The organism is Synechococcus sp. L2F (assembly GCF_024345695.1).
GTDB lineage: Bacteria > Cyanobacteriota > Cyanobacteriia > PCC-6307 > Cyanobiaceae > MW101C3.
Genome location: NZ_JAGQBP010000002.1, coordinates 685,317 through 698,433, shown reverse-complemented (window position 1 = coordinate 698,433; position 13,117 = coordinate 685,317). Strand labels below are relative to the sequence as shown.

Annotated in this window: 14 protein-coding genes; 4 read left to right on the top strand and 10 right to left on the bottom strand. The window is 69.9% G+C overall.

Features of this window, described 5'->3' with window-relative positions; all coding sequences use genetic code 11:
* Positions 1-122 precede the first annotated feature (122 nt).
* The 9 genes from KBZ19_RS08310 to KBZ19_RS15215 all read right to left on the bottom strand — a co-directional run bounded on the left by KBZ19_RS08310 (position 123) and on the right by KBZ19_RS15215 (position 8,727).
* Positions 123-1,013 (bottom strand): transglutaminase family protein, encoded by an 891-nt coding sequence (locus KBZ19_RS08310; RefSeq protein WP_255100564.1) that lies wholly within the window; start codon positions 1,011-1,013, stop codon positions 123-125.
* On the bottom strand, positions 998-2,071 hold the full coding sequence (locus tag KBZ19_RS08305; protein WP_094513859.1) for an alpha-E domain-containing protein: 1,074 nt from the start codon (positions 2,069-2,071) through the stop codon (positions 998-1,000). The genes KBZ19_RS08310 and KBZ19_RS08305 overlap by 16 nt, the downstream gene beginning before the upstream one ends.
* Positions 2,065-3,504: a circularly permuted type 2 ATP-grasp protein gene (locus tag KBZ19_RS08300; RefSeq protein ID WP_255100715.1), complete on the bottom strand. Its 1,440-nt coding sequence runs from the start codon at positions 3,502-3,504 to the stop codon at positions 2,065-2,067. The genes KBZ19_RS08305 and KBZ19_RS08300 overlap by 7 nt, the downstream gene beginning before the upstream one ends.
* Positions 3,505-3,630: 126 nt before the next feature.
* Positions 3,631-5,340: an urease subunit alpha gene (gene ureC, locus KBZ19_RS08295; RefSeq protein ID WP_255100563.1), complete on the bottom strand. Its 1,710-nt coding sequence runs from the start codon at positions 5,338-5,340 to the stop codon at positions 3,631-3,633.
* A gap of 84 nt (positions 5,341-5,424) precedes the next feature.
* Entirely contained in the window at positions 5,425-5,742 is a 318-nt protein-coding gene (locus KBZ19_RS08290) for an urease subunit beta (RefSeq protein WP_094513865.1), read from the bottom strand.
* Between the two features lie 23 nt (positions 5,743-5,765).
* Positions 5,766-6,068, bottom strand: coding sequence for an urease subunit gamma (locus tag KBZ19_RS08285; RefSeq protein WP_094513867.1), 303 nt, complete (start codon positions 6,066-6,068; stop codon positions 5,766-5,768).
* Between the two features lie 90 nt (positions 6,069-6,158).
* Entirely contained in the window at positions 6,159-7,346 is a 1,188-nt protein-coding gene (locus KBZ19_RS08280) for an FUSC family protein (RefSeq protein ID WP_255100562.1), read from the bottom strand.
* On the bottom strand, positions 7,313-7,543 hold the full coding sequence (locus tag KBZ19_RS08275; RefSeq protein WP_233133080.1) for a hypothetical protein: 231 nt from the start codon (positions 7,541-7,543) through the stop codon (positions 7,313-7,315). The genes KBZ19_RS08280 and KBZ19_RS08275 overlap by 34 nt, the downstream gene beginning before the upstream one ends.
* A complete protein-coding gene (locus tag KBZ19_RS15215) occupies positions 7,540-8,727 on the bottom strand; it encodes a hypothetical protein (RefSeq protein ID WP_399220117.1) in 1,188 nt (395 codons plus the stop codon). Before KBZ19_RS15215 ends, KBZ19_RS08275 begins: the two co-directional genes overlap by 4 nt.
* Positions 8,728-8,870: 143 nt before the next feature.
* Here KBZ19_RS15215 and KBZ19_RS08265 point away from each other — a divergent pair, with 143 nt between their 5' ends.
* Positions 8,871-10,262, top strand: a complete 1,392-nt coding sequence (locus KBZ19_RS08265; protein WP_255100561.1) for a TolC family protein — start codon at positions 8,871-8,873, stop codon at positions 10,260-10,262.
* 10 nt (positions 10,263-10,272) lie between these two features.
* Here the strand turns inward: KBZ19_RS08265 and KBZ19_RS08260 are convergent, their stop codons facing one another.
* Positions 10,273-11,157, bottom strand: coding sequence for an urease accessory protein UreD (locus KBZ19_RS08260; protein ID WP_399220128.1), 885 nt, complete (start codon positions 11,155-11,157; stop codon positions 10,273-10,275).
* Positions 11,158-11,268: 111 nt separating this feature from the next.
* Between KBZ19_RS08260 and ureE the strand changes: the two genes are divergently transcribed.
* From ureE to ureG, 3 genes are read left to right on the top strand one after another with little or no spacing between them, the layout of a single operon-like run.
* Positions 11,269-11,718 carry an urease accessory protein UreE gene (ureE, locus tag KBZ19_RS08255; RefSeq protein ID WP_255100560.1) on the top strand — a complete coding sequence of 150 codons (450 nt, stop codon included), beginning with the start codon at positions 11,269-11,271 and terminating at the stop codon, positions 11,716-11,718.
* The gene (locus KBZ19_RS08250) at positions 11,708-12,439 is read left to right on the top strand and encodes an urease accessory protein UreF (RefSeq protein WP_255100559.1); all 732 of its coding nucleotides are present in this window, start codon (positions 11,708-11,710) and stop codon (positions 12,437-12,439) included. The genes ureE and KBZ19_RS08250 overlap by 11 nt, the downstream gene beginning before the upstream one ends.
* Before the next feature lie 58 nt (positions 12,440-12,497).
* Complete coding sequence (ureG, locus tag KBZ19_RS08245; RefSeq protein WP_094513883.1) at positions 12,498-13,112, top strand: urease accessory protein UreG; 615 nt, start codon at positions 12,498-12,500, stop codon at positions 13,110-13,112.
* The last annotated feature ends 5 nt before the right edge of the window (positions 13,113-13,117 follow it).

The following is a 13,117-nucleotide window of genomic DNA, read 5'->3' as shown; positions in this document are numbered from 1 at the left end:
TCGGACCTTCATGCTGCGGACTGTGGCCCTGATGCTGCGCCAACGGTTACCAATTCAGGTTCATTTTCCGTTTGCCGCGCCAGGGACACCTGGCCGTGACTGCGGCCGGAATTAAGGCGGGATCAGAGTTGCAGCAGGTTCGGCACGGTGTGTTCCTCGCTCAGCACATCGGCGGTGATCGCCCAACTGAGTTCGCTTTTCACGCCGGGTGGTCCGGAGAAGCTTCCCGACACCGCCGCGGTAAGGCCGGACTTGGAGGAGGTGGCCAGGGGGATGTAGCGGTCGTCGATGGCCCCCTGGCCGCTGGGATCGAAGCCCCGCCAACCGGCACCGGGCAGATACACCTCCGCCCAGGCATGCAGGTCGTAGCGCTGCGGCCTGGGCTCCACCAGGTGATAGCCGCTAACAAAACGGGCGGGCAGGCCCACGCAGCGACAGGCCTCGATCATCAGCACGGCCAGATCACGGCAGGAGCCCACCCGCTCTTTGAGCGTGCGGCCAGCGGGCCAGGCCGGCCCGACATGCCGCTGGGTGTACTTGACCCGGTCCTGGATCATCTCCACCAGCTGCTGCAGGAACATCAGCGCCCGCTGGTCGCTGCCCATCAACGCCTCCTGGGCCAGCTCCACCGCCGCCGGCTCGTGCTGGCCATTGGGCAGCCAGCCATCGAGGGAGCCCTTGAGGTCGCTGTTCAGCAGGCCCACCGGATAGGGCAGCAGGGGCTCGTTCTCCTCCAGGCAGGCCTGCAGCAGGGGCGGCATCTGGGTGTCCACCTCACTGGTGGCGCGGATCTCGAAGCTGTCCGTGCTGCCCGCGAAGCGGGCCCGCAGCACGTCATCACCGCTGGCAGCCACCAGCAGATGCAGCCGGTGGGGATCGGGCGAGAAGAACAGCTCGAAACTCACCAGACGCTGGAACCCGTGGGCCCGGGGCCGCAGGCAGAGGCGATGGGGACCCAGCTGGACCGGCGCGCTGTAGCGATACGAAAGGGTATGGGTTACGCGGGCGCGCATGCCGGGGAGGAGGCGGTGGGCAGGGGTGGCGGGGGCACAGCCGAGGCGCTGGAGGAGGCCATCGACTGGGCCTCGACAGCGCCCGACTGCACGCAGGCCGGCGACGGGGAGGCGTGGGTGACGGTGACGAAGTAGCGGTCGCTGATCAGACCATGCAGGTGGTTGAGATCACTCTGGAACTGGTCGATCGCTTCATGCAGGCCACGCCCGATCAGCTCGTCGATGCGCACGTAGCTCCAGTTGGCCAGCATCAGACCGGAGAGGCATTCCAGGTCGTCGGGCGGGCCGGGCACCGGGTTGCCGCGGATCACCCGCAGCGACTTGCTGAGGCCTTCGAGGCAATACCGCACCGAGCGGGGGAAGATCGGATCGAGCAGCAGGAAGGCCGCCACCGCCTTGGGCTCGATCGCCCGCTGCTGCGACTGGCGGAACATCTGATAGGCCCCGGCCGAGCGCAGCAGGGAGATCCACTGCAGTTCATCGAGCACGCCGCCCACCTCTTCCGGGCTCGGCAGCAGCAGGAAGTACTTCACATCAAGGATGCGGCTGGTCTTGTCGGCGCGCTCCACCAGGCGCCCCAGCTTGCTGAACTGCCAGGAGAGATCGCGGCTGAGCGTGGCATCGGTGACGCCATAGAACAGCTGGCAGGCCCGGCGCACCTCGTGCAGCTGCTCCTGGGCCGGCAGGCGCCAGAAATGGTCGCTTTCCTTGAGTGTGAGATAGAGGTCGTTGATCTGCTCCCACATCTCCGTGGTGATCACCTCGCGGATCTGGCGGGCGTTCTCGCGGGCGGTGGCGATGCAGTTGACGATGCTGCTCGGATTGTCCGGCTCGCGCACCAGGAAGCGCACCACATCGGTGGGGCCACCATCGGGGTAGAGGCGGTCGAACAGCTCGCGGTCGCCGCTGGCATCGATCAACGGCAGCCAGGGTTCGGCGCTGCCCGGCGGGCAGTCGAGCGCCATCGCCTCGCTCACTTCAAGGAAGCGGGAGATGTTCTCGGCCCGCTCGACGTACCGGTTGATCCAGTAGAGGGAATCGGCGACGCGGCTCAGCATGAGGTCTCATCCACGATCCAGGTGTCCTTGCATCCTCCGCCCTGCGACGAGTTGACCACCAGCGAGCCGCGGCGCAGCGCCACCCGGGTGAGGCCGCCCGGGCTCACCCAGGCCCCCTTGCCCCGCAGCACGTAGGGCCGCAGATCGACGTGGCAGGGGTAGAGCTCGCCTTCGCTGAGCGAGGGCACGGTGGAGAGCTCCAGGGTGGGCTGGGCGATGAAGTTGCGGGGATCGGCCTTGATCTTGTCGGCGAAGGCGAGGATCTCGGCCGGATCGGCGTGCGGGCCGATCAGCATGCCGTAGCCCCCGGCTTCTCCCACCGCTTTCACCACCAGGTCCTTGAGGTGGGCCAGCACATAGGCCTGATCCTCGGGCCGGGCGCAGATGTAGGTGGGAACGTTCTCGATGATCGGCTCCTCCGCCAGGTAGTAGCGGATCATGTCCGGTACGTAGGCGTAGATCAGCTTGTCGTCGGCGACGCCGGTGCCCGGCGCGTTGGCGATCGCCACCCGGCCGGCGGCATAGGCCTCCATCAGCCCACGCACGCCCAGCATCGAATCGCTGCGGAACACGGCCGGATCGAGGAAGTCGTCGTCGATCCGGCGGTAGATCACATCCACCGGCTCGAGCCCGGCGGTGCTGCGCATCCACACCCGGTTGCCCTCGCAGACCAGATCGCGGCCCTCCACCAGCTGGATGCCCATCTGCTGGGCCAGGTAGCTGTGCTCGAAATAGGCGCTGTTGAACACGCCCGGGGTGAGCAGCACCACCGAGGGAGTGTCGGTCCAGGGGGCCAGTTCCCGCAGGGTCTGGAGCAGATGGGAGGGGTAATCGTCGATCGGCTGCACCGTGGGCCCGGAGAACAGGCTGGGGAACATCCGCTTCATCACGCGGCGGTTTTCCAGGAAGTAGGCCACGCCCGAGGGGCAGCGGAGGTTGTCTTCCAGCACCCGCCAGGTGCCCTTGCCGTCACGGATCAGATCGAGGCCGGACACGTGGCACCAGCGATCCAGCGGCGGCTTGAACCCCGCCATCTGCGGGCGCCAGCCATGGGAGCTGATCACGTCGGCGCGGGGGATGACACCGTCGTTGAGGATCTTCTGGTCGCTGTAAACGTCGGCGAGGAAGCAGTCGATCGCTTCGAGGCGCTGAATCAGGCCCTTCTCCAGGCGCTGCCATTCGCCCGCGCGGATCAGCCGCGGCAGGGGGTCGAAGGGCAGGATCCGCTCGCCGCCCTGCTCACCGGAGCCATTGAGACGAAAGGTGGCCCCCAGGCGCTTGAGCAGCATGCCGGCGGCCGCGTGGTTGCGGTTGATCTCTTCGATGCCCAGCTGGCCCAGGGACGAGAGCAGGGGCCGCAGGGCGGAGCGGGGCTGGGAAGAGGCGCTGAAATATTCGTCGTAGCCCTTTGCGGGCTTGTAGTCGGTGAACATGGGCAGCCGCATCGGGCTCAATCATGAACAGCGGCGCGGGGCCGACCCGTCATGGTTGCTACCGATCAGGCCCGGCCGGCCGCGGCTCCGGCCCGCCCTGATCGGCCCTGGCAGTGAATCCAACGCTCAGAGCAGGAAATAACGCTGCGCCATCGGCAGCACGTCGGCGGGTTCGCAGGTGAGCAGCTCCCCATCGGCGAACACTTCGTAGGTCTGGGGATCCACCTCCACCTTCGGCAGGGCCGTGTTGTTGCGCATCTCGGCCTTGCCGATGCCGCGGGTGTTCACCACCGGCACGCAGGGCCGCTCGAGGCCCAGCTTTCTGGGCAGGTCGTCATCGAGGGCGGCCTGGGAGAGGAAGGTGAGGCAGCTGGGGGCCAGGGCCTTGCCGAAGGCGGCGAACATCGGCCGGCCATGCACCGGGCCGGGGGTGGGGATCGAGGCGTTGGCATCGCCCATCTGGGCCCAGACGATCGAGCCGCCCTTGATCACCATCTCCGGCTTGACCCCGAAGAAACCCGGCTTCCAGAGCACCAGATCCGCCAGCTTGCCCACCTCCACCGAACCGATCTGGCTGTCAAGGCCGTGCACGATCGCCGGGTTGATCGTGACCTTGGCGATGTAGCGCTTGAGGCGGGTGTTGTCGTTGCGCTCCGAGTCGCCCGGCAGGGCTCCCCGCTGCACCTTCATCTTGTGGGCGGTCTGGAAGGTGCGCGTGATCACCTCGCCGACGCGGCCCATGGCCTGGGAATCGCTGGCGATCAGCGAGAAGGCGCCGATGTCGTGGAGGATGTCTTCGGCGGCGATCGTTTCGCGGCGGATGCGCGATTCGGCGAAGGCCACATCCTCCGGGATCGAGGGATCGAGGTGGTGGCACACCATCAGCATGTCGAGGTGCTCCTCCAGGGTGTTGCGCGTGTAGGGGCGCGTCGGGTTGGTGGAGCTGGGCAGCACGTTGGCTTCGCCGCAGATGCGGATGATGTCCGGCGCGTGGCCGCCGCCAGCGCCTTCGGTGTGGAAGGTGTGGATGGTGCGGCCGCCGATGGCGCGGATCGTGTCCTCCACGAACCCTGCTTCGTTGAGGGTGTCGGAGTGGATCGCCACCTGGATGTCGAAGCGATCCGCCACGGACAGGCAGCAGTCGATGGCGGCGGGGGTGGTGCCCCAGTCTTCGTGGAGCTTGAGGGTGACGGCACCGGCACGGATCTGCTCCTCGAGCGCCTCGGGGGTGCTGGCGTTGCCCTTGCCGAAGAAGCCCAGGTTCACCGGCAGCCCCTCGGCGGCCTGCAGCATGCGGGCCATGTGGAAGGCGCCGGGGGTGCAGGTGGTGGCGTTGGAGCCCGTGGCCGGGCCGGTGCCGCCACCGAGCAGGGTGGTGACCCCGCTGGCCAGAGCGGTTTCCACCTGCTGCGGACAGATGAAATGAATGTGGGTGTCGATGCCGCCGGCGGTGAGGATGTGGCCCTCGCCGGCGATCGCCTCGGTACCGGGACCGATGACGATCGTCACCCCATCGGTGATGTCGGGGTTGCCCGCCTTGCCGATCGCGCAGATGCGGCCGTCGCGCAGGCCCACATCGGCCTTGACGATCCCCCACCAGTCGAGGATCAGAGCATTGGTGATCACGGTGTCCACGGCCCCCCCGGAGCGGGGGGTCTGGGCCTGACCCATGCCGTCGCGGATCACCTTGCCGCCGCCGAACTTCACCTCTTCCCCGTAGGTGGTGAAATCCTTCTCCACCTCGAGGAACAGCTCGGTGTCGGCCAGCCGCAGCCGATCGCCGGTGGTGGGGCCATAGGTTTCGGCGTAGGCCCGCCGATCCATCCGATAGGGCATGGCTGAGGAAAGTCGAGGAGGACGGTGGGGGGTGGCCGGGGTGGCCGTCGCAGGGCAAGGGCAGCGCGCGCTGGTGGCGCCGCTTCAGTCGAGCGGGCCGTTGACCAGGCCGTTGAAGCCGAAGACCCGGCGCGCGCCGGCCAGGGGGATCAGCTGCACCTCCCGCTGATCACCGGGCTCGAAGCGGATCGCCGTGCCGGCCGGGATGTCGAGCCGCTGGCCACGGGCACTGTCGCGGTCGAACACCAGCGCGTCGTTGGCTTCATAGAAATGGAAGTGGGAGCCCACCTGCACCGGGCGGTCGCCGCGGTTGGCCACATTGAGCGTGGTGACGGGCCGGCCGGCGTTGAGTTCGTGGCTACCGGGCTCCGGCAGCAGTTCGCCAGGGATCAGAGGAGACATGCAGGCGGAGCGATCAGGGGGGATCAGCGGATCGGGTCGTGGAGGGTGACGAGCTTGGTGCCGTCGGGGAAGGTGGCCTCCATCTGCACCTCAGGAATCAGTTCGGGAACGCCCTCCATCACCTGGTCACGCCGGAGCCAGGTGCTGCCCTCCTCCATCAGCGCGGCCACGCTCTTGCCATCGCGGGCGCCTTCCAGCACCTGAAAGCTGAGCCAGGCCACGGCTTCGGGGTGGTTGAGCTTGAGACCGCGACCCAGGCGCCGTTCCGCCAGCAGGGCCGCGGTGACGATCAGGAGCTTGTCCTTCTCCTGGGGGGTGAGATGCATGGGGGACGCGATTGCCGGCCACACTCTTGCAGCGGCGCGGGGCTGGAGCAGGTTCAGCAGGAACGTTCGCAGCGCCGGCAGCGGCGTCGGTCATGGCCCCACCGGTGTTGCCTGCGCAGGCGGCCTCGGCACAGGGGGCAAGGCGGGAGGCACCTGCCCCGTCCAGCGGGCCTCCTCCAGCGCCGCCGGATACAGCCGCCGGGCAGCGTCCTGCGCAACCGGGCTCCGGCGCAGCAGGGCGCGGTATTGCTGCAGTGCGGAGGTGGGCCGGAACAGCAGGCCTGCCACCACAGCCAAAGCGGAGCCCAGCAGGTAATCCAGCCAGCGGTGGGGGATGTACCAGGCCACCAGCGGTCCGTAACCGACAAAGGCCACCCCGCTGGAAATCAGCGCGGTGCGCAGGTACGCCTCGCCCTGCAGCGCCACCACCAGCGCCGCGGTTCCGCCCATGACCACGGCGGTGCTGAGCGGGCTGAGGCCAAAGCTGTCAAACACCAGCAGCGGCATCAGCACACCGAGGCTGACTCCCACCATGCGATCGCGCACCCGGGCCAGGGTGGCGCCGAGGCTGTCGTTGAGCAGCAGCACCACGCCGAAATAGAGGTATTTGGGGGCGACGGCGCCGAGGCCTTCCCCGATCGGCAACGCCAGTACGGCCACAACCAGCTTGCGCCAGAAGAACGGCGAGGCCAGACCCGCCGCCAGGCGCGCGGCCAGCGGCGGGTCGGCGGCAGCCGGCTCAGGCTCCTCCGCTGGCGCCTGGTGCCCCGCCGGACTCCACACCACCTGCACGACACTGCCGACCACGAGCCCGAGCGCGATGGCGGCCAGTTCGTTGCCCAGGCTCAGCCAGCTGCTGGTGGCGTTCAGCAGCGGCAGCACACCGGTGATGGCGAGCACGTTGCCGAGCGGCCGCAACGCGCCGGGCAACAGCAGCATCAGCACCTGCATGAGCGCGGCCACCAGGCCGAACACGAACACCTCCGGCGCTCCGGCGAAGGCCTCACCGATCAGCAGCCCGATCGCCATCGAAAGGCCGCTCAGCCCCACCAGCACCGGGTACACGGGCAGGGGCCAGCGGCTGAAATCCGGACGCACCACCAGCGCCGCCACGATCACCCCGTAGGCGGCCGCGCCGCTGTCGAGGCCCAGGCCGGCCGCCAGCGCCGCGGTGAAGCCGCTGGCCTGGGCGATCACCAGGGCGGCACGCAGGCCCCGCGAGGGCAGCGGGGCTGCGGCGCCGGTCACCGAGGCCGGCCGCCGAGGGCCTGGATCCAACCCACCAGCAGCACCACCCCCAGCAGAGCCACCCAGAACCACAGCCGGGGCGGGCTGCTGGCGGCCGCCAGCGCCAGCAACAGCAGGGCCAGCCACGGGGCCGGGGCCGCCCAGGGCGCCAGCCAGGGGACCAGCGACTGCCGCAACGGGCGGCGGCGGGCGCGGGCGGCGACGGCCTCAACGCGGGGGTTGCTCATCGCTCGGTCCCCCCCAGCCAGCGCAGAAACGGCAGCACGAAGCTGACCAGCGGACGCCGCTCCAGTTCAACCCGGGCCAGGGCCGGTGTGCCGTTCTCAAGCTCAAGATCGGGGCCGTTGCCACCGCTCCAGCGCAGGCCGCTGGGGGTGGCGGCCGGCTGCAGATCCACCAGCACCAGCATCACCGGCGCGGTGACCTTGTTGCCCAGGGTGGCGAGCGGATCGCCGCCTTCCCCGAAGGCCTCCTGGCGGCTGCGGGCCGCCAGGCTGGCCGCCAGATCGCTGTCGCCCAGCACATGGGTGAGCGCTTCGGCATCCAGGGAGATCGGTGACAACGAACGGATGCGGCCCGTCAGCGCGCCGTAGCGCTGCGCGGTGCCGCCGTAGCGGTCACGACTCTGAAGCTGGGGTTCCACCTGGACCCGGGCTCCGGGCCGCAGGCGGCTGGCGTCGGCCTCGGTGAGCAGGGTGATGGCGGTGCGGTGGCGTGACACCGCCTGCGGAGGGGCTCCGACTACCGCGATCCGCTGGCCCGGAACCACCGCCTGCCCCGGGGCCACCAGCAGCGACAACAGCGTGCCGGCGCGGGGGGAGAACACCTGCTGACTGACCAGCTGGGCCTGCAGTTCGGCGCGGCCGGCCTCCAGCTGGGCGATCTGACCTTCCAGGGCACGGATCTGGCTCCGGTTGCGCAGGTAGAGGTCCTGAGCGCCCACCCAGAGCGGGCTGTAGCGCGGAATCACCTCGTCGCGCCGCAGCGATTCGAGGGCGGCGAGCTGTTGGCCGATCGGCTGATTGCTTGTGCGCAGGGTGTCGATCTGGCTGCGCATCGCCTGCTGCTGGAGATCGATCGCCTGGTTCTGGCGCCGGATCGCCTCAGGGTTGGCCGCCACCCAGCCGCCCCCCGGTGCCGCCTGATCAACCCGATTGATCGTGGCCAGCAGCTGGCCCTGACGCAGCGGCGCCCCCACCTCCGCCGCCAGGCGCTGAATCTGGCCGGCGGAGCGGGCATAGACGCCGGCGCGGCTGTCCGGCTCCATCAGCAGGGCGCCGCCATGCACCAGCACAGGCACCCCGGGGGCGAAGGCCCAGGTCAGCGCCAGGGCACTCACGGCCGCGATCGGCAGCAGTCGGGGCAACAGCGGCGCTGGCGCCGTGGTGGTGCTGGCCGGCGCTTCGGGCATTCGCCACAGGCCCGAAGGGCACCACCGAAAGGAGCACGTAGGGTACGCGCCACGTCCGGTGGTGTCGATTGGTTGGCCGCAGCTGCCGAGGCCAGATCGCCTGGTGGGCCATCGCCTGGCCGCTGCTGACGGCCACCGTGGCCATGCCAGCCACAGCGGCCACACCAGGCCCGCCTCCGGCCGTGCTGCGCCTCAGCCTCGAGCAGGCGCTGGCCCTGGGGCTGGAGCGTTCGCTGCCGCTGCAGAGCGCCGCGGTGGCCATCGAGCAGAACCGCTCGCTCGTGGCACTGGCCAGCAGCGCCTTCCTGCCGAAGCTGGATCTGCTGGGCCTGGGCACCTACGCCCAGGTGGGCACCGACATCAACTTCATCAGCAATGTCTCCACCATCGGCGACCTCAACCTCAACCTGGGCAGCCAGGGGTATGCGGTGGTGCAGAACGCCTTCGGCAATCTCGCTCTGGCGCTCAGTTATCCGCTGATCGATTTTCGCCGTGGCCCGCTCAGGGATGCCGCCAGGGCCAACCTGGCGGCCGCACAGTCGCAGCAAATGGAGCAGCAGCGGATCAGTCGCTTCGCCATCACCGCCGCCTATCTCCATCTGCAGCTCGCCGATGCATTGATCCCGGTGTGGCAGCGGTCGCTGGACGTGTCCACGCGGCTGCGCCGGGACGTGAACGCCATCCGGGCCCGCGGCCTGGCCAGCCGCAGCGACAGCGCCCAGGCCGAGGCCTTGCTCGAGAACGACCGGCGCGGCCTGGCAGAGGCCGAAGCCCAGGTGGAAATCAGCCGCAGCGGGCTGGCGCGGCTGCTGGCTCTGCCTGCGGATCAGGCCGTGGCCGCCACAGATCGCCTGCAGCCCGGACCGGCCTGGGGACAGGACCTGCCCAGCACGATCCGCCGCTCACTGCTGGATCGCCCCAGCCTCGCCGCGCTGGAGCAGCAGCGCCAGGCCCAGCTGGCCCAGGTGCAGCTGGCCAGGGCCGCGCGGCTGCCGTCGGTGGGGCTGTTGCTCGGGGGCGGCATCAATGCCAACCGGATCAACCTGCCGGTGCTGTCGACCAGCACCACCGTGGGGCTTTCCTCGGGCCCCAGCGCCGCCTTGCCGCAACAGAGCGCCGGCGCCAGCCAGTCGGGCAGCTTCTACGACTGGGGCGCCCTGATCAGCCTGCGCCAGCCCCTGTTCGACGGCGGCAGCGCCCGGGCCGCCACCGCCGTGGCGCAACGGCAGGTGGAGCAGCAGCAAATCGCCATCGCCAGCGCCGAGCAGGCAATCATTCAGAACGTGGAAACCTGGTGGCAGACCCACCGCGCCACCGCCGCTCAGATCACCGCTGCCGCCGCCGCCGCCCGTGCCGGTGAGCTGGCGGTTCGCGATGCCGAGTTGCGCTATCGCGCCGGCATCAGCCCGATCCTGGAGGTGATGATCACCCAGCGGGATCTGCAGCTGGCCCGCACTGCCCTGGCGGTGTCCGTCCACCGCTGGAACCTCAGCCGCGCCGGCCTGGAGCTGGAAACCGGCGCCACAGCGCCCTGACACCGCCGGCTCAGCCGAACGGCGACTCCTGGAACGGCCACACCCGCGGCAGCTGGGGCGGCGCCAGCCCCCGTTCAGCGCGAATGCGCGCCCAGAGGCGCGTGAACCAGTAGCGGGCCGCCTGGGTGGAAGGGCCCCGGTAGCGGGCCACCAGGCCCTGATCGAGGCGGCCGCAGGCCATCTCCCCCACCAGACCCTGGCGGTCGTCGCGGCAGCGCAGCAGCAGCTCCTCGCTCACCGGCGCCGGCGCCGCCCACACGAGGCTGCCGAAGACCGGAGCACCGCCCAGCCCGTGGGCGTGATCGAGGCTCCCGCCGCCCAGCTCCAGCCGATCGACCACGCTCCAGCACCCTTCGCGGCGGATCGCCAACGAGGAGCGCCAGCGACCGGCGCCGAGGGATTCACCATCGGCGCTGCGGCCGAGCCGCACCACTTCGGCGCCCAGCCAGCTGGCTCCAGCCGCCAGCTCCACCCGGCTGTCCTGCTCGTAGAGCGCGCCGGCGTACAGCACCAGCTCCTGGGGCAGCCATTCGAGATCGGCACCGTCTTCCAGGCGGAACGCCAGCAACTGCCGCGCCCACTGGCCCTCAGGCGCCAGGCGGGAGCGGCCGATCGAGCCATAGACCTTCTGCGCCGCCACGCTGGTGACCAGGGCCCGGCTGCCGGCCTCCAGCCGGGTGTCGATCGCCAGCTGATCGCCGCCCACCAGGCCGCCGGCGGTGTGCAGCAAGGGCAACTCACAGCGGCCATCGGCGCGGCTGAAGGCGCGTTGGATCTTCAGCGGCGAGGTGGCTCCCCCCTGGTGCAGGGTGAGCGGCGCCGAGGGCGAGAGGGCGAAGCGAAGACTGGCCTCACCACGCCAGCTGCTGGTGGATGGGGGCGGATCCGCAACGATGACGTGGGCCAGGAGGGGAAGGGGCGGTGGGGCGATGCTGAGAGCGAAGCGGTGGTCATCAGGTAGCGGTCGTCACATTTCTCGCCCCTGCCCATGGCCATGGTGGCGCGCATGATCGTCCTTGACCGGCGCCTGAGCGCCCCGCCCGACGCCCCCTCCAGCCTGCGGCTGCCGCTCAGCGCCCAGCAGCGCGAGGGGCTGCGCGGCCATCGCCGCACCACCTGCGGCGAGGATCTGCTGCTGCAGCTGCCGCGCGGTGAAGCGCTCGAACCCGGCGAGTGGCTGAACAGCAGTGAGAGCGGCGTGGTGGTGCAGGTGGAAGCGGCTCCGGAGCCGTTGCTGCTGGCCCGCAGCGCCGACTCCCTCCAGCTGCTGCAGGCCGCTTATCACCTCGGCAACCGCCATGTGGCGCTGGAGCTGCACCCGGGCGAGCTGCGCCTGCTGGAAGATCCGGTGCTGGAGGAACTGCTGCGCCACCGCGGCTTGGCCGTTCTCCACCTCGACGCACCGTTCCGGCCGGAACCGGGCGCCTATGCCGGCAAGGGCGGGCATGCGCACTGAGCCCCCAGCCCAGGCCGGCGCGGCGCCGACCCGGTTGCTGTTGTTCCAGCTGATCAGTCCGGCGCTGCCGGTGGGGGCGTTCAGCTATTCGGAGGGTCTGGAAGTGCTGGTGCAGCAAGGCCGGATCAACTCCGCCGAGGCGCTGCACGGCTGGCTGGCGGCGGAACTGCAGCGGGGGACGCTGGGCGTGGAGGCAGCGGCCCTGGCGCCGCTGCTGCAGGCCATGGCGGCAGGGCAATGGAGCGCCGTGCACGATCTCGACGGCTGGCTGCTGGCCCTGCGGGAAGCCCCGGAGGTGCGCGCCCAGCAGCGCCAGATGGGCCGTTCCCTCACCCAGTTGCTGGGCGAACTGGGTTGGCGGCTACCGGCCGACGCGGGCCAGGGGGCGGCCACCACCTCTGCGGCATCCGCATCGGCGCAGGGGCTGGCCTGGCCGGCGGCCTGGGCCTGGGCCGGCCACTGCCTGGGTGTTCCCAGCACCGACCTGGTGGAGGCCTACCTCTATGCCTGGGTGGCCAGTCAGATCAGCGCGGCGGTGCGGCTGGTGCCGATCGGCCCCACCCAGGGACAGGGGCTGCAGCTGCGCCTGGCACCGCTGCTGGCGCAGCGGGCCGCAGAGCTGGCCCACACCGACCCGCACACGATGTGGTCAGGCGGTGTGGGCGCGGGGCTGGCCCAGCTGGGGCACGCCGAGCTCTACTCACGGCTGTTCAGAAGTTGAGGGGAGGCGTAGCTGGGCACCGGTGGCAGGATTGCGCCCACTCGTCTGAAGCAACGCCATGAGCAAGCTGCGTGTCGGCGTGGCCGGACCGGTGGGCTCGGGCAAGACAGCCCTGGTGGAAGCCCTGTGCCGGCGGCTGCGCGAACGGCTGCAGTTGGCCGTGGTGACCAACGACATCTATACCCAGGAAGACGCCCAGTTCCTGACCCGTGCCGGCGCGCTGGAGCCGGAACGGATCCGCGGGGTGGAAACCGGTGGCTGCCCCCACACCGCCATCCGCGAAGACTGCTCGATCAACCGGGCGGCGGTGGAAGACCTGGAGGAGAGGTTTCCGGATCTCGACCTGGTGCTGGTGGAGAGCGGTGGCGACAATCTGGCGGCCAGCTTCAGCCCCGAACTGGTGGACCTCTGCATCTATGTGATCGATGTGGCGGCCGGCGACAAAATCCCCCGCAAAGGCGGGCCGGGCATCACCCGTTCTGATCTGCTCGTGATCAACAAGATCGACCTGGCGCCGATGGTGGGAGCGAGCCTCGAAGTGATGGAGGCGGACACCCGCCGCATGCGCGGTGATCGCCCCTGGTGCTTCACAAATCTGCGCAGTGGCGAAGGCCTTGATGCGGTGGAACGTTTTCTTTGCCGGCAACTTCCCGCTCCCGGGTCTTCGCTCTGATCGTT

What these genes read in the sequence shown, in the direction of transcription:
- KBZ19_RS08310 (WP_255100564.1), bottom strand. Translation starts at nt 1,013, where the DNA reads ATGCGCGCCCGCGTAACCCATACCCTTTCGTATCGCTACAGCGCGCCG.
- KBZ19_RS08305 (WP_094513859.1), bottom strand. Translation starts at nt 2,071, where the DNA reads ATGCTGAGCCGCGTCGCCGATTCCCTCTACTGGATCAACCGGTACGTC.
- KBZ19_RS08300 (WP_255100715.1), bottom strand. Translation starts at nt 3,504, where the DNA reads ATGTTCACCGACTACAAGCCCGCAAAGGGCTACGACGAATATTTCAGC.
- ureC (WP_255100563.1), bottom strand. Translation starts at nt 5,340, where the DNA reads ATGCCCTATCGGATGGATCGGCGGGCCTACGCCGAAACCTATGGCCCC.
- KBZ19_RS08290 (WP_094513865.1), bottom strand. Translation starts at nt 5,742, where the DNA reads ATGTCTCCTCTGATCCCTGGCGAACTGCTGCCGGAGCCCGGTAGCCAC.
- KBZ19_RS08285 (WP_094513867.1), bottom strand. Translation starts at nt 6,068, where the DNA reads ATGCATCTCACCCCCCAGGAGAAGGACAAGCTCCTGATCGTCACCGCG.
- KBZ19_RS08275 (WP_233133080.1), bottom strand. Translation starts at nt 7,543, where the DNA reads ATGAGCAACCCCCGCGTTGAGGCCGTCGCCGCCCGCGCCCGCCGCCGC.
- KBZ19_RS15215 (WP_399220117.1), bottom strand. Translation starts at nt 8,727, where the DNA reads ATGCCCGAAGCGCCGGCCAGCACCACCACGGCGCCAGCGCCGCTGTTG.
- KBZ19_RS08265 (WP_255100561.1), top strand. Translation starts at nt 8,871, where the DNA reads ATGCCAGCCACAGCGGCCACACCAGGCCCGCCTCCGGCCGTGCTGCGC.
- ureE (WP_255100560.1), top strand. Translation starts at nt 11,269, where the DNA reads ATGATCGTCCTTGACCGGCGCCTGAGCGCCCCGCCCGACGCCCCCTCC.
- KBZ19_RS08250 (WP_255100559.1), top strand. Translation starts at nt 11,708, where the DNA reads ATGCGCACTGAGCCCCCAGCCCAGGCCGGCGCGGCGCCGACCCGGTTG.
- ureG (WP_094513883.1), top strand. Translation starts at nt 12,498, where the DNA reads ATGAGCAAGCTGCGTGTCGGCGTGGCCGGACCGGTGGGCTCGGGCAAG.